This window comes from Micromonospora sp. NPDC049114, assembly GCF_040648635.1.
In the GTDB taxonomy this organism is placed as follows: domain Bacteria; phylum Actinomycetota; class Actinomycetes; order Mycobacteriales; family Micromonosporaceae; genus Micromonospora.
Window position 1 is genome coordinate 319,604 of record NZ_JBEZEA010000007.1, and the last position, 14,930, is coordinate 334,533.

Annotated in this window: 15 protein-coding genes; 7 read left to right on the forward strand and 8 right to left on the reverse strand. The window is 72.1% G+C overall.

Translation table 11 applies throughout. From position 1 onward, the window contains the following. Positions 1-95: 95 nt before the first annotated feature. The 4 genes from AB0B39_RS21885 to AB0B39_RS21900 form a co-directional block, all read right to left on the reverse strand. Positions 96-764: a class F sortase gene (locus tag AB0B39_RS21885; RefSeq protein ID WP_357575204.1), complete on the reverse strand. Its 669-nt coding sequence runs from the start codon at positions 762-764 to the stop codon at positions 96-98. Continuing rightward, positions 734-1,588: a DUF4397 domain-containing protein gene (locus AB0B39_RS21890; protein ID WP_357575205.1), complete on the reverse strand. Its 855-nt coding sequence runs from the start codon at positions 1,586-1,588 to the stop codon at positions 734-736. Before AB0B39_RS21890 ends, AB0B39_RS21885 begins: the two co-directional genes overlap by 31 nt. A gap of 282 nt (positions 1,589-1,870) precedes the next feature. Then, the gene (locus tag AB0B39_RS21895; protein WP_357575206.1) at positions 1,871-2,089 is read right to left on the reverse strand and encodes a hypothetical protein; all 219 of its coding nucleotides are present in this window, start codon (positions 2,087-2,089) and stop codon (positions 1,871-1,873) included. Positions 2,090-2,147: 58 nt separating this feature from the next. Continuing rightward, positions 2,148-2,372, reverse strand: a complete 225-nt coding sequence (locus tag AB0B39_RS21900; RefSeq protein WP_354858235.1) for a GntR family transcriptional regulator — start codon at positions 2,370-2,372, stop codon at positions 2,148-2,150. Between the two features lie 250 nt (positions 2,373-2,622). Here AB0B39_RS21900 and AB0B39_RS21905 point away from each other — a divergent pair, with 250 nt between their 5' ends. Further along, positions 2,623-2,823: a hypothetical protein gene (locus AB0B39_RS21905; protein ID WP_357575207.1), complete on the forward strand. Its 201-nt coding sequence runs from the start codon at positions 2,623-2,625 to the stop codon at positions 2,821-2,823. Between the two features lie 101 nt (positions 2,824-2,924). Further along, positions 2,925-4,526 carry a glycosyltransferase 87 family protein gene (locus tag AB0B39_RS21910; RefSeq protein ID WP_357575208.1) on the forward strand — a complete coding sequence of 534 codons (1,602 nt, stop codon included), beginning with the start codon at positions 2,925-2,927 and terminating at the stop codon, positions 4,524-4,526. Positions 4,527-4,553: 27 nt separating this feature from the next. Here AB0B39_RS21910 and AB0B39_RS21915 read toward each other — a convergent pair whose 3' ends face one another. After that, positions 4,554-5,228, reverse strand: a complete 675-nt coding sequence (locus AB0B39_RS21915; protein WP_357496756.1) for an NADPH-dependent F420 reductase — start codon at positions 5,226-5,228, stop codon at positions 4,554-4,556. Positions 5,229-5,575: 347 nt separating this feature from the next. Continuing rightward, positions 5,576-6,070: a glutathione peroxidase gene (locus AB0B39_RS21920; protein ID WP_357496758.1), complete on the reverse strand. Its 495-nt coding sequence runs from the start codon at positions 6,068-6,070 to the stop codon at positions 5,576-5,578. A 176-nt stretch (positions 6,071-6,246) separates the two neighbouring features. Here AB0B39_RS21920 and AB0B39_RS21925 point away from each other — a divergent pair, with 176 nt between their 5' ends. The 4 genes from AB0B39_RS21925 (at position 6,247) to AB0B39_RS21940 (ending at position 11,249) form a co-directional block, all read left to right on the forward strand. Further along, positions 6,247-7,878, forward strand: coding sequence for a glycosyl hydrolase family 18 protein (locus AB0B39_RS21925; protein WP_357496760.1), 1,632 nt, complete (start codon positions 6,247-6,249; stop codon positions 7,876-7,878). A gap of 237 nt (positions 7,879-8,115) precedes the next feature. Then, the gene (locus AB0B39_RS21930; protein WP_234589061.1) at positions 8,116-8,628 is read left to right on the forward strand and encodes a nuclear transport factor 2 family protein; all 513 of its coding nucleotides are present in this window, start codon (positions 8,116-8,118) and stop codon (positions 8,626-8,628) included. Between the two features lie 87 nt (positions 8,629-8,715). Then, a complete protein-coding gene (locus AB0B39_RS21935) occupies positions 8,716-10,122 on the forward strand; it encodes a class II 3-deoxy-7-phosphoheptulonate synthase (RefSeq protein WP_357575209.1) in 1,407 nt (468 codons plus the stop codon). Positions 10,123-10,217: 95 nt separating this feature from the next. Continuing rightward, the gene (locus AB0B39_RS21940) at positions 10,218-11,249 is read left to right on the forward strand and encodes a GntG family PLP-dependent aldolase (RefSeq protein WP_357575210.1); all 1,032 of its coding nucleotides are present in this window, start codon (positions 10,218-10,220) and stop codon (positions 11,247-11,249) included. An 84-nt stretch (positions 11,250-11,333) separates the two neighbouring features. Here the strand turns inward: AB0B39_RS21940 and AB0B39_RS21945 are convergent, their stop codons facing one another. Continuing rightward, the gene (locus tag AB0B39_RS21945; RefSeq protein WP_357575217.1) at positions 11,334-12,194 is read right to left on the reverse strand and encodes a deoxyribonuclease IV; all 861 of its coding nucleotides are present in this window, start codon (positions 12,192-12,194) and stop codon (positions 11,334-11,336) included. A 5-nt stretch (positions 12,195-12,199) separates the two neighbouring features. Beyond that, a complete protein-coding gene (gene pknB, locus AB0B39_RS21950) occupies positions 12,200-14,188 on the reverse strand; it encodes a Stk1 family PASTA domain-containing Ser/Thr kinase (RefSeq protein WP_357496766.1) in 1,989 nt (662 codons plus the stop codon). 201 nt (positions 14,189-14,389) lie between these two features. Between pknB and AB0B39_RS21955 the strand changes: the two genes are divergently transcribed. Continuing rightward, positions 14,390-14,779: an Rv2175c family DNA-binding protein gene (locus tag AB0B39_RS21955; protein ID WP_234589071.1), complete on the forward strand. Its 390-nt coding sequence runs from the start codon at positions 14,390-14,392 to the stop codon at positions 14,777-14,779. Positions 14,780-14,930: the final 151 nt, after the last annotated feature.

Here is a 14,930-nt window from a genome sequence, read left to right on the forward strand (position 1 = left end):
TGGTGTCGGCCCGCCCGGCGGTGATCGACTCGGGATCCGGGAATCCGGGGTGTCGGGCCGGGCCGGACACCCCGACCTCCCGCACGCCGAGGTGATCAGCCGTCGGCGATCGCGAACACCACCACGTTGTCCCGGTAGTGCCCGCGCCGCCGGTCGAAGTCGCCCCCGCAGGTGACCAGACGCAGCTCCGCCCCGGGCGTCGGGCCGTACACCACGGCCGTCGGGAACCGGTCCTTGCGGGTACGCAGCGATCCGGTCACCCGGAACGACAGCCACCGCCCGCCGCGCCACACCTGGACCAGGTCACCCGGACGCAGCTCGTCGAGCCGGGCGAAGACCGCCGGGCCGCTGCGCGAGTCCAGGTGCCCGGCGAGCACGGCCGGGCCGGTGTCGCCGGGTGCCGGGCCGCCGCCGTACCAGCCGGCCGTGTCGAACTCGGCCGGCGGAACGAGTACGCCGGCGCGGTCCAGGCCGAGCACCGTGAGCTCCGAGTCGACGCGGATGCGCGGCACGCGTACCCGCGTGGGTGGACCTGCCGGCCGCGGCGGCGCGGCCACGGACGGGCAGCCGTCGGCGCAGCCGGGGTGCCAGCTCGCGGCCGGCGGCGGGCCGGTGGTGGCCAGCCCGACCCCGGTGCCGGCGGCCAGGCAGACCGCCGCGCCGGCCGCGACCAGCGCGGCCAGCGGCGCCCGGCGGTCGCGATGCCGTCGGATGGCGGCGGCGGGCCCGATGCTCACCAGGTGGTGCGCCGCCGCCGGCGCCACAGGAGCAGACTCGCCGCGCCGGCCGCCGCGGCCAACCCGCCGGCCACCAGGGGGTACGCGCCGAACCCGGCGTCGGACGTGCCGCCCGCACCGGTGTCCACGCCGCCGGCCGGTGCGACGGTGCCGCCCTCGGCGTCGCGGCGCAGCTCGGCGGTGAGGCCGCCCTGCTTGTCGTCGAGCACCAGCAGCGAGTAGACCGCGCCGCCGGTGAGCCGCACCTCGGCGTCGGTGCTCGGGCCGCCCGCGCCGGTGAGCCGCAGCTTCCAGGTGCCCGGCTCGACCTGCTGGTAGTCCGTGGTGGTGGCGAACTGCACGCCGTCGGCGATCGTCGGCCCGTCAGCGGCGGCGACGTCGAGAACGGGTGTGCGCACCGACGCCTGCACGACGCGCACCTTGGCCCGGCCCTGGGTGGGAGCGCTCAGATCGTCGGTGAGCACCCGCAGCCCCAGGTCGGCGTGCCGCCCGACACCGGCCACCGTGTACGCGCCGCCACTGGTCACCGCCACCTCGGTGGTGAGCACCGGCGGCTCGCTGGCGGGCGTGCCGGCCTCGCGCATCGCCACCGCGTACCGCCCCGGGGGCAGCCGGAGATAGTCGGAGACCACGCCGTAGCCGACGCCCGGGAACACCCTCGGCTTCGCGGCGCCGGGGGCGGCCAGGTAGACGTCGACGGCCGGGGTGTCGGGGGAGAGGTGGGCGAGGCGGACGTAGCCGACGGTGTCCGCGCTGGCCGGGGCCGCCGCGGTGGCGGCGAGGGCGGTGCCGAGCAGGAACGCGCCAGCGCCGGCGAACAGCCGGCGGGACGCGGTACGGAGCGTGTGCATGTCGCCTCCGGAAGGGCACGTTCGGTGAGCGGGCGGCAACCCACGGACAGAGTCCCGTGTGTGGGACTCCGACGCAAGTTGTGCGCGCGATGTTTCTTCGCGCCGCGCCGCGCCGCTGCCTGCGCTACCCCGCGCCGCTGCCCGCGCTGCCTGCCGCAAGATCGTGCTCGATCCAGGATGTAGTGGTCTCGGCGTCGGGAGGATGCCACTACATCCAGGATCGAGCGCGATCTTGTAGTGCGGCGCGAGGAGATCCCGACCCAGAACGCCGGGCTGGTGCCGCTACCGCACCGCGAGGAAGCCGAGCAGGTCCGGCACACCTCCCGAGCCGGCCTCGACGAACCGGACCGGTCGGAGACCGGCGGCCACTGTCGCGTTGAGCAGGTCGGCGAGCGGCACCTGCCAGGCGCCGACCCGGACCCGGACGCCGCCGGTGTTCCAGCTGTCGAAGCTGCGCGACCTGTCGGCGCAGCGTTCGTCGACGACGACGCTCGGGTGCACGCCCGGCGCCCTGTCCCCGTTCTTCCGAGGGCAGACGCGGTCTGATCCTCCCCGCTGGCTACTCCGCTTCGGCCACGAAAACGCCCTGCCCCTGTTGGCCGTAGACCAGGTTTCGTTGGTGCAGTTCGCGTACGGCCCGGTAGGCGGTCGATCGTGCCACGTTGTAGATCTCGCCAATTTCCGAGACCGAGGGCAGTTGATGGCCGGGCGGGTACTCCCCGGAGTTGATTCTGCGCGCGATGTCGTCGGCGACACGGAGGTAGTGCGGTGGCCTGGTAGGCATGATCAGCTCTCCTGGACTTCAGCGAAGATCATGCTTCCAGCCGGGGCCTGGGCAGGACAAGTGACGACGCGAATCGACTGAGCACAGTGAGAACTTGACTACAGTGAGACAGTGGATACAGTGAGACAGCGATCGGACTCTTCTGGACTTCAGCACCCCGAGGTTTTCGATCCATCCACCCCTGGAGGGCGCGACGCATGGCCTCCGCCCTCCAGGGTGTGCATCTCGTGACCTCGGGAAGGTGCGTGCGATGGCGATCGACGAGCCGGTGTCCAGGGCGACGGAACTCTTCATGGCCGAGCGGGTCCTCGACGCTCACTGGTCCCGAGTGCATGATCGACCCTGGCAGACGGGCGGCTGTCTGGAGTGTCAAGGTCAGCACGACTGTCCGCAGTTGGACTGGGCCCTCGAAATCGTGGCGGACGTCGCCTCGGTGCTCTTTCAGAAATAGCGTCTACGCCCGACAGTCGAGGCCGTGAGCGCCTCCGTTGGACTGCCTGGCCAACGGTTGACGGGCCATCGCTCGGCCTCGCGTTCACCTATTCTCGGGCGATGCGGGATCGCCGGGTGGCGCTGGCGTGGGCGGCGTTCGTCGTCGTCGCGCTGGTGTCCTGTGTGCTCGTGCTCAGGCGCGGTGATCGACTCTCCGACCTGCACATCTACTACGGCGCGCTGTCCGATCTGCACGCGGGCCGGCGGCTGTACGAGTACCGCGCCCAAAACGGCGGGCCGTTCACCTATCCGCCGTTCGCCGCCCTGGTGCTCGCCCCGATCACCGCAGTCAGCGAGGGCGTTCTCCAGGGCGTCTGGCTGGTGGCGACGTGCGCGGCGGTCGTCGCCATCGCCGCGATGGTCGGTGTCGCGCTGAGCACCGATCGGTCGCACCGCCCGCTGGTCGTCGCGGTGGCCGCCACGGTGCTGATGCTGTCGGCGCCGGTGCAGAGCAACCTGCGGTTCGGGCAGGTCAGCGTCTTCATCGTGCTGCTGGCACTGCTGGACGGGATGGGCGTCGGCCCACCCCGGCTGCGCGGGGTGCTCGTCGGGGTGGCCGCGGCGATCAAGCTGACGCCGCTGCTGTTCGTCGCGTACTTCCTCGCCACCGGGCGCTACCGCGACGCCGGCCGCGCGGTGGCGACGTTCGGCGCCTGCGCCGCGGTGGCGGCGGTCGTGCTGCCCGCCGAGAGCTGGACGTACTGGACCGAGGCGGTCCGGCAGACCTCGCGGATCGGCAACCTGGCCTCGCTGGGCAACCAGTCGGTGCACGGGATGCTGTTGCGCATCGGGGTCGACGAGGCGGCGCTGCCCGTGCTCTGGGCCGGGCTGGTGGCGGTGATCTGCGGCGCGGCGCTGCTGCGCGCCCGGCGGTTGGCCGGGCAGGGCCGTCCCGGGCACGCGGCGATCCTCGTCGGCTGCGCCACGGTGGCCGCGTCCCCGGTGTCCTGGACCCACCATCAGGTGTGGCCGGTGCTCGCCGCGATGCTGCTGGTCGGCGCGTCCGGCATCACCCAGCGGGTGGCCGGCGCGGCGTTGCTCGCCGCCATGGTCGTCTCGCTGGGCGCCGTCCTCGGCCCGGTGTCGACGCGGCCGGGCGTGCAGTTCCTGTTCGAGAACGCCCGAGCCGTCGGCGTGTGCCTGCTGTGCCTGGCCGGTTTCGGCGGTGTCGCGGTCGCGGCCGTCCGGAGCAACAGGCGATCCGCCGCCGGCCGGGCCTGGCTGCGGGTGGGCGTCTCGGCCGTGGTGGCTCTCGCCTTCTTCGCCGTGCAACCGCTGCCCGCCGGAGCGGACCCCACGTTCAAGGCGTACGTCCTCGACGACGTCGCCAATCCACGATATTTCTTCGTCTGCCGAGGCCCGGCCGAGTGCGCCGCCTACGCCACCGACGCGCCGGTCACCTTCGGCACCCGTGCCGAGAAGACGAAGGTCCGGGTCAACGGTGTGGTCTCCGCGCGGGTCGCCCGGCTGGCGTACTACTCCGCCCCGGGCGGAGCGCCCCGCAACATTCCCCTGCTGGCGGCCTACCCGGGTACGCGGACGTTCTCGTTCCGGTCGGCGAGCATGGCGCAGGGCCGACTCGTCGCGTACGACGTGGACGGCCAGCCCATCGCCAGCTACGACGACGAACTCGCCGCCGCCCTGGAAACGGCCACCCGGTAGGCGGTCGTCCCAGGACGGCGGCGGTGCTCAGCGGGTGGCGGCGGCCAGCGCGGCGCGCAGTTTCTCGGCGTCACTCGACGCGGGGTGCTCCCAGTCGGTCGGCGTGGCGGCGTAGAGCGTGCCGTACGCCGGGGTGTCCGGCTGGTAACGCCACCCCTCGGCCAGCGAGCCGGCATCCACCGTGTCGTAGCCGATCCGGTCCAGGAAGGCGGTCACCTCGGCCTTCGCGGCGGCGTCGTCACCGGCGATCGCGAGGGCGCTGCGGTCGGCCGCCCCGGCCGGCCGGCCGAGCGAGGCGAGGGCCTTGAAGTAGATGTTGTTGAAGACCTTGACCACCCGCGAGGTCGGCAGGTGCTGCTGGAGCAGCTCGCTGCTGGTGATCTCACCCGCGTCCAGCTCCGGGAAGGCCCCGTCGCGCTGCGGGTAGTAGTTGTTGGTGTCGATGACGACCTTGCCGGACAGCGGCTGCGCGGGCACCGCCCGGTACGCCTTGAGCGGCACGCTGACCACCACCAGATCACCGATCTGCGCCGCGTCCTGCGTCGTGCCGGCGCTGGCCCGCTCACCCAACTCGTCGACCAGGTCGGTAAGCGTCTCCGGCCCGCGCGAGTTGCTCAGCACCACGTCGTAGCCGGCGGCCACCGCCAGCCGGGCCAGGGTGCCGCCGATGTTGCCGCTGCCGATCAGTCCCACAGTTGTCATGCTTCTTCCCAACTTCGTCCACCCACGACGCATTCCCGACCGGCGCGGTGGGTTATTCCGGTTACCCGACGCGGAGCGGCTGCGCGGACGGCCGGCGCGGTCCACCCGGCCGCGCGCCGAGCCGGTTCTGCTCACGCTACTGCTCGCGCTGCCCGCCAACCCGTCCCGCGGGGATGTGCCACCCGACGGTGGTCGGCCCGGGCACCGCCGCCCCGACCCGCACCTGGTGCTGGTGCTGGTGATCAAGAGGTTTGCGTCAGATGAAGGCTCACCCCTGACGCAAACCTCTTGATCACCGCGAGCACGCCCGGCGCGGGCGGGCGCGGGCGGGCCGGGCGCGGGGTGGGTCAGGCGGGGGTGGGGAGGGTTTTCTCGATCGCCGTGCGGAGGTCGTCGGAGGTGGGTTCGACAGTGGGGGCGAAGCGGGCGGCGACCGTGCCGTCCGGGGCCACCAGGAACTTCTCGAAGTTCCAGCGGACGTCCCCGGTGTGCCCGTCGGCGTCCGGGGTCTCCACCAGGGCCGCGTACAGCGGGTGCCGGTCGGGTCCGTTCACGTCGACCTTCTCGGTCAGCGGGAAGGTCACCCCGTAGTTGACCTGGCAGAAGTCGCTGATCTCGGCCGCCGTGCCCGGCTCCTGCCCGGCGAACTGGTTGCACGGCACGCCCAGCACCACCAGGCCACGCTCGGCGTACGTGTCCGCGAGGGTCTGAAGGCCGGCGTACTGCGGGGTGAGGCCGCAGCGGGAGGCGACGTTGACCACCAGCAGCGCCCGGCCCCGGTACTGGGCGAGGTCGGCGGGCCCGCCGCTGAGGGCGTCGATCGGGATGTCGAAGACGGTCATGGGCCCGAGGCTACGCGCCGGCCCGTGACCCCCGAGCGATGACCTGCGGCTCGGCGCGGGCGCAGTCCACGCACCAGGAGAAATCGAAACATGGACATCTTGACGAACTGATGACGGCGTGAGTACCGTCTCACCATCTCTTTTGGAAAGTTTCCTAACAGTTCGGGAGACGCCTTATGAAAAGATCGCTCCGCCGGGCCCTCTGGGCCGGTGCCGTGGTCGCCGTGACCGTCGCGGCGGTGCCGATGACGACCGCGTTCGGCGCCGGCACGGTCACCACCACGTTCGCCAAGGCACAGGACTGGGGGACCGGCCACGAGACGAAGGTGACCGTGACCAACGGCTCCAGCGCCACGGTCGCCACCTGGCGCATCGAGTTCGACCTGCCGTCGGGCACCACCATCAGCAGCGCGTGGGACGCCGACGTCACGAGCAGCGGCAACCACTACGTCGCGGTCAAGAAGAGCTGGGCCGGTGGGCTCGCCCCGGGCGCCTCGTTCAGTTGGGGCTACAACGGCACCGGCGCCTACAAGGCGCCGCTGAACTGCACCGTCAACGGCGCACCGTGCGGTGGCGGCACCCCGACCACCCCGCCGACCACGGCCGCGCCCACCACGGCGCCGCCCACGACCGCACCGCCGACCACGGCGCCGCCCACGACCGCTCCGCCCACCACGCCACCGCCGAACACGGGCGGCAAGAAGGTCGTCGGCTACTTCGCCGAGTGGGGCGTCTACGGCCGTAACTACCACGTCAAGAACATCCAGACCAGCGGCTCGGCCGCCAAGCTGACCCACATCCTGTACGCCTTCGGCAACACCACCGGCGGTCGCTGCACCATCGGTGACAGCTACGCGGACTACGAGAAGGCGTACACGGCGGCGGACAGCGTGGACGGCGTCGCCGACACCTGGGACCAGCCGCTGCGCGGCAGCTTCAACCAGCTGCGCAAGCTCAAGCAGCTGAACCCGCACCTCAAGGTGATCTGGTCGTTCGGCGGCTGGACCTGGTCCGGCGGCTTCACCCAGGCCGCCCAGAACCCGGCCGCGTTCGCCGAGAGCTGCTACAACCTGGTCGAGGACCCGCGCTGGGCGGACGTCTTCGACGGCATCGACGTCGACTGGGAGTACCCCAACGCCTGCGGTCTGACCTGCGACACCAGCGGGCCCAACGCGTTCAAGAACGTGATCGGCGCCCTGCGGTCGAAGTTCGGGTCCAGCGCGCTGGTCACCGCCGCGATCACGGCGGACGGCAGCAACGGCGGCAAGATCGACGCCACCGACTACGCCGGCGCCATCGGCAACCTCAACTGGCTCATGCCGATGACGTACGACTACTTCGGCGCCTTCAACGCCCAGGGCCCGACGGCGCCGCACTCGCCGCTCACCTCGTACACCGGGATCCCGCAGCAGGGCTTCAACTCGGACGCGGCGATCCAGAAGCTCAAGAGCAAGGGCGTCCCGGCCAACAAGCTGCTGCTCGGTATCGGCTTCTACGGTCGGGGCTGGACGGGCGTCACGCAGGCCGCACCGGGCGGCAGCGCCACCGGCGCGGCGCCGGGCACCTACGAGGCGGGCATCGAGGACTACAAGGTCCTCAAGAACAGCTGCCCGGCCACCGGCACGATCGCCGGCACCGCGTACGCCAAGTGCGGCAGCAACTGGTGGAGCTACGACACCCCGTCGACCATCAACGGCAAGATGACGTACGCGAACAACCAGGGCCTCGGTGGCGCGTTCTTCTGGGAGCTCTCCGGCGACACGAGCAACGGCGAGCTCATCGGCGCCATCAAGGGCGGCCTCGGCTGAGCCGACGGTCGACGCACCACCCACACGGCGGGGAGGGGCCCGCACCGCCTCTCCCCGCCCGTGCCGTACCGGCCCGGTCGACGCCCAGCGTCGGCCGGGCCGCCGGCTTGGGTGGGTCGGGCCCGAGTCGCCGGCCTCAGGTGGGTCGGCAGGGGTCGCCGGCCTTGGGCGGGTCGGGCCCGATGTGGCAGACTCGCGGCTCGGCACGTCTCGATTTCCCCGTCGACGGAGGTGGTCATGCGCCCGATCCACCGCAGGCTGGCGGCCGCCGCCGCCGGGCTGGTGCTGCTCCCGGCCGCCCTGGTCGGCTGCGGGATCGGCGGCGGTGACGAGGACGAGTCGGCCGCCAAGCCCGAGCGTGCCCCCGCCGAGGAGGCCGGCACCCGGTCTCGTGAGCGCGTGCAGGCGTACCTCGACGCGATGACCGCCAAGGACGTCGCCGCCGGCCGCAGCCAGCTCTGCGAGCTGCTGCACGACGGGTTCGACCTCGCCGCCACCGGCCCCAACGGTGACTTCGCCGACCACTTCGAGGTGCCCGAGGCGGCCATCACCGACGTCCGGTCCGGGCCGCGCGGCCAGGAGGTCAGCGTCTCGGTCTCGGTCACCGCCGGCAAGAGCAAGGTCACCCGCCCGCTGGTGTTCACCGTCACCCGCGACGGCGGCGACTGGTGCATCGCCGGGGAGGCGCCGGGCGGCAACCCGGCCGCCAGCCCGTCGCCGAACGGGGTCGGCGCCTCACCGGTGTCCTGACCGGCATCGGCGGGGTTGATCTCCCATCTGCCGGAACCGTCCCCCTCGCCGCTCGGGTACGCCCACGGTCGCCGTACGCTTTCTCTCATGCGCCATGAGTGGCATCAGCTGAGCCATCCCGCGGTGGGCAGCCCGGGCCTGCAGACCAGCCGTCCGACAGTCGACTCCGCCGAGGACGCCGCCCTCGGTCTGGACCGCTGGCGGGAGCTGCCCCGCGAGCAGATCCCCCCGTGGTCCGATCCGGCCGCCGTCGCCGAGGTCTGCAAGGTCCTCGACACCGTGCCGTCGGTCGTCGCGCCCTACGAGGTGGACCAGCTCCGGCAGAAGCTGGCCCTGGTCTGCGAGGGTAAGGCGTTCCTGCTCCAGGGCGGTGACTGCGCCGAGACGTTCGTCGACAACACCGAGAGCCACCTGCTGGCCAACGCCCGCACCCTGCTCCAGATGGCGATCGTGCTCACCTATGGCGCGTCGCTGCCGGTGGTCAAGGTCGCCCGGGTCGCCGGCCAGTACACCAAGCCCCGCTCGCTGCCCACCGACGCGCGTGGCCTGCCCGCCTACCGCGGCGACATGATCAACTCGCTGGAGGCCGACCCCGCCGCCCGGGTCGCCGACCCGCAGCGCATGATCCGGGCGTACGCCAACTCGGCCGCCGCGATGAACATGCTGCGGGCGTACCTGGCCGGTGGGCTCGCCGACCTGCATGCGGTGCACGACTGGAACAAGGGCTTCGTGAAGACCTCCCCGGCGGGGGAGCGCTACGAGGCGATCGCCCGGGAGATCGACCGGGCGCTGGCCTTCATCCGGGCCTGCGGGATGACCGACGACGAGGCGCTGCGGACCGTCACCCTCTACTGCTCCCACGAGGCCCTCGCCCTGGAGTACGACCGGGCGCTCACCCGGGTCTCCGACAGTCGGGCGTACGGGCTGTCCGGGCACTTCCTCTGGGTCGGTGAGCGCACCCGGCAGATCACCGGCGCGCACATCGACTTCATCTCCCGGATCGCCAACCCGATCGGCGTCAAGCTCGGCCCGACCACGTCCCCGGACGAGGCGATCGAGCTGTGCGAGAAGCTCAACCCGGACAACATCCCCGGCCGGCTCACGCTGATCAGCCGGATGGGCAACCACCGGGTCCGCGACGCCCTGCCGCCGATCGTGGCCAAGGTCACCGCCTCCGGCGCCAAGGTGGTCTGGCAGTGCGACCCGATGCACGGCAACACCCACGAGTCGTCGAACGGCTACAAGACCCGGCACTTCGACCGGATCGTCGACGAGGTGCTCGGCTACTTCGAGGTGCACCGGGGCCTGGACACTCACCCCGGTGGCATCCATGTCGAGTTGACCGGTGAGGACGTCACCGAGTGCCTCGGTGGTGCCCAGGGCATCGAGGACCTCGACCTGCCCGACCGGTACGAGACCGCCTGCGATCCTCGGCTCAACACCCAGCAGTCGCTGGAGCTGGCCTTCCTCGTGGCCGAGATGCTGCGTGGCTGACGCGAGGAGTGAGCTTGCGAGCCCCGCAGTCGGCGGCCGAAAGGCAGGTCCCGTGGCTGACGCGAGGAGTGAGCTTGGTGTTCGAAGGGATGACAGTGGCTGATCAGTTCGTGGACCTGCGGTCCGACACGGTGACCCGGCCGACCGCCGGGATGCGGGAGGCGATGGCCGCCGCTGAGGTCGGTGACGACGTCTACGGCGAGGACCCCACCGTCAACGCCCTCGAAGCGGAGGTCGCCGCGCTGTTCGGGCACGAGGCGGCGCTCTTCGCCCCGAGCGGGTCGATGGCCAACCAGATCGCCCTGCAACTGCTGGTGTCACCCGGCGACGAGCTGCTCTGCGACGCCGACGCGCACGTCGTCACGTACGAGATCGGCGCCGCCGCCGCGTACGGCGGGATCTCCTCGCGGACCTGGCCGGCCGTCGGCGCGGACATCGATCCGGAGCTGGTCGCCCGGATGATCCGTCCGGACGGCTACTTCGCCGTGCCCACCCGCGCGATCGCCGTCGAGCAGACCCACAACCGCGGGGGTGGCGGCGTGATCCCGCTGGCCACCCTGCGGGAGCTGCGCGGGGTCGCCGACGACGCGGGGGTGGCGCTGCACTGCGACGGCGCCCGGATCTGGCACGCGCACGTCGCCGACGGGGTGCCGCTGACCGAGTACGGCCGCCTCTTCGACACGCTGTCCGTGTGCCTCTCCAAGGGGCTCGGTGCGCCGGTCGGCTCGCTGGTGGTGGGCAGCGCGGAGAAGATCGAACGGGCCCGGTTGATCCGCAAGCGGCTGGGCGGCGGCATGCGCCAGGCCGGCATCCTCGCCGCCGCCGGCCGGTACGCCCTGGCGCACCACGTCGACCGGCTGGCGGAGGACCACGCGAAGGCGGCCCGGCTCGCCGAGACGGTCGCCCCGTTCGGGGTGCTCGCCGCGGCGGTCCGTACCAACCTCGTTCCGCTGGACCTGACCAAGCACGCGCTGGATGCCCGCGCGTTGGCAGCGGCCGCCCGCGCGGAGGGCGTACTGGTCTCGGTGCTCGGCCCGCGTACCGCCCGCCTGGTCACCCACCTGGGCGTCGACGACGCCGCGATCGACCGGGCGGCCACCGCCCTGGCCAGGATCCTCGCCGCCTGACCCACTCCCTGTTGATCAAGAGCTTTGCGTCAGATTCCGGTCTTCGGATGACGCACAGCTCTTGATCAACAGGAGGAGAAGGGATCAGGGGTTCAGGCGGTTCAGGGTTGCTATGTCGGCGGTGTGGCCGAGTTGCTTCTCGCTGGGGGTCTCCACCACCACGGGGACGCCGGCGGTGGCCGGATGGGCCATCAGCTCCGCGAAGGCCGGCTCGCCGATGGTGCCCTTGCCGATGTTCTCGTGCCGGTCCCGGGTCGAGCCGCACAGATCCTTCGAGTCGTTGGCGTGCACCAGCCGCAAGCGGTCCGCACCGACCGTGGCCACCAGGGTGTCCAGGGTCGCGGTCATGCCGCCCTCGGCGGCCAGGTCGTGCCCGGCCGCCCAGGCGTGGCAGGTGTCGAAGCAGACCCCGAGCATCGGATGCCGGTCCACCGCGTCGAGGTAGGGCCCGAGCTGCTCCACGCGGGAGGCGAGCGAGCGGCCGCCACCGGCGCTCGGCTCGACCAGCAGCATCGGTCCACCGACCTCGGCGGCCCAGTCGAGCAGGGGCAGCAGCTCGCGACGGACCTGCCGCATCGCCTCCTCGGCGTGCCCCTCGTCGACCGAGCTGCCGGCGTGGAACACCACAGCCCGCGCGCCGATCGCCACACCCCGGCGCAGCGCGTGCGCCAGCGTCTGCGCCGAGTTCTCGACAGTGGCCGCCGTGGGTGAGCCCAGGTTGACCAGCAGCGAGGCGTGGATGAACGCCGGGATGCCCCGCTCGGCGCAGCCCTCGCGGAACAGCGCGTCCTGCGCCGGATCACCCGGAGGCAACGCCCAGCCACGCGAGTTGGAGACGTACACCTGCACGGCCGCGGCGCCTGTCGCGTCGACGTACGGCAGGGCCGCCTTCGCCAGCCCGCCGGAGGTCGGAGTGTGCGCGCCCACCGGACGCGAGGAGACCACAGGCATCAGAAGCACGTGATGACGACCGGGGTGCCCGGCGGCACCTGGGAATTCTCGCCGGGGGCCTGGATCCGGGCCACCGCGTTCGGGTTGATCGCGACAGTCACCGGGAAGCCCTGGCTCTCCAGCACCTGCTTGGCCTGCTGACACGGCAGGTCGATCACCCGGGGCACCACGACCAGCGGCGGGCCCTTGCTGATCTCGAGCTTGACCTCTGTGCCCTTCTCCACGCCTGCGCCGTCGGCCGGGCTCTGGCCGAGGATCTCATCCTTGGGCTTGTCGGAGTCCTTGTAGGTCTCCACCGGCTTCAGGTTGAGCTGGGCGAGGGCGGTACGGGCCTCGGTCAGGCTCTTGCCCACCAGGTTGGGCACCGACACCGGCGCCCGGCCGCGGCTCAGGATGAGCGTGATCTTCGTGCCCGGCTTGACCTCGGCACCCACCTTCGGCGAACTGTCCAGCACGACGCCGGCCGGCAGGTTGTCGTCGTAGCGAGGGGTGCCCTTGGCCGCCACCAGTTTGACGTTGGCCAGATCGGCCTCGGCCAGTTCGTACTCCTTGCCGATCACGTCCGGCACCGGGAAGCGCTCCGGACCCAGCGAGAGGGTCAGGGTGATGGTGCCACCCTTCACGATCTTGCTGGCGGACGCCGGGTCCTGCCCGAGCACGCTGTCCTTCGGGGCCTTCTCGTCGTAGCGCGGCTCCCCGTACGCCAGGGTCAGGCCGGCGCGTTCGGCCTGGGCCTGCGCGTCGGTCTTGCTCAGGCTGACCAGTTGCGGGGCGGACGTGTAGCGGCCGACACCGAACCACCAGCCGCCCAGCGCGGCCACCAGACCCAGCGCCACCACCACGGCGGCGACGGCCAGGCGGCCATGGGAGTTGCCCAGCACCGTGTCGCGCAGCGTCGCGAACCGGGCCGCCAAACCCTCCGACGGCTCCGGTGCGGCACGCCGCCGGCCCGGGCCCTGGCTGGCGCCCTCGGGCAGGCGGGCCCACGTCGGCCGTTCGGCCGGGCGGACCGTGGCGACCATCATGGTCGGCTGGGAGACCGGCGGCTCGTCCGTCACCCGGCGCAGCACGGCGGTGCTGGTGCTGTTGACGTCACCCAGGCGGTCCCGGGCGACCTGAACCTCGGCCAGCAGCGCGCCGGCGTCGGCGGGCCGGGCCGCGGGATCACGCCGGGTGGCGCGCTGCACCAGGGCGTCCAGGGCCGACGGCAGGCCGGGCACCAGCGTCGAGGGCGCCGGTACGTCCCGGTCGACGTGCTGCCAGGCCACGTCCACCGGACGGTCCCCGTCGTACGGCACCCGGCCGGTGAGCATCTCGAACAGCACGATGCCGGCGGAGTAGACGTCGGTGCGCGGGTCGGCCCGACCCTCGGTGACCAGCTCCGGGGCGACGTACGCCACGGTCGCCATCAGCTGGTTGCCCTGCTCGTCGTCGGCGCTGGCCTCGACCGCGCGGGCCAACCCGAAGTCGGCCACCTTGACGACGCTGTCCACCAGGTTGGCGACGCCGCCGGTGGGCGCCTCGGCGACCAGCACGTTCTCCGGTTTGACGTCGCGGTGCACGAGGCCGGCCCGGTGCGCGGCGGCGATCGCGGCGAGCATCTGCTCGGCGATGGCCAGCACCTCGTCCGGGTTGAGCCGGCGTCGCTCGGCCAGCACGTCGCGCAGCGTACGGCCGCGGACGTACTCCATCACCAGGTACGGCAGACCGGCGTGGGTGCCCTGGTCGTAGACCGCGACGACGTTCGGGTGGGTCAGCCGGGCGATGGTCTTCGCCTCGTCGGTGAACCGGGCCACGAAGTTGGCGATCCGGGCCCGTGCCTCGGGCGCCTGGGTCGGGTGAATGATCTTGACTGCGACGGTGCGCTCGAGGCGTTCGTCGGTGGCGGTGTACACGGTCGCCATGCCGCCACGGGCCACGCGACCGCGAATGCGGTAGCGCCCGTCGATCAGCGAGCCCAGCAACGTGTCGGCGACCTGAGTGTCCATCGGCAGGGAGTCTATGTGTCCAGGAGGTGGGAGTTGAACAGGATGCTACAGCCCGGAGCCGTTCCTGGTCCGTCCCGTCGTCGTCGCCACCTCGGTCATGGCCCTGATCCGCTGCTCACCGGCGGTGCCCGTCGGCGGGCGCGAACTGGCCGTGCGGGGTGCCGGTGGCCCTCGCCGGCCACGGCGTGGCAGGGTGATCGGGTGACCGAATCCGTACCCGACCAGGCCGTACCCGGCCCCGAGCTCGCCGGCCCCACCGACCCGGAGGGCTGGCTCGCCCTGCCCGACGTCGCCGAGCGGCTCGACGTGTCGATCAGCAAGGTGCACCAGATGATCCGCGACCGGGAGCTGTTGGCGGTCCGCCGCGACGGCATCCGCCGGATACCCGCGGAGCTGGTGGCCAACGAGACAGTTCTCAAGCACCTGCCCGGCGTGCTCAACCTGCTCGCCGACAACGGCTACGACGACGAGGCGGCGCTGCGCTGGCTCTACGAGCCGGACGACACGCTGCCCGGCAACACCCCGGCCGCCGCCCTCTCCGGCGACCAGGCCCGTGAGGTCAAGCGCCGAGCCCAGGCCCTGGGCTTCTGACCCCCTACCGGCCCCCTGCGAACCTGCCGTCGATCATGAAGTTGTTGCCCCGACACGCCGCGCGCGTGGGCAACATGAACGACGATTCGACGTCCAGGCTCGGGTCGGGTCGCAGGCCGGCGGCCCGCAGCTCCGCCTGGTAGCCCCGGCG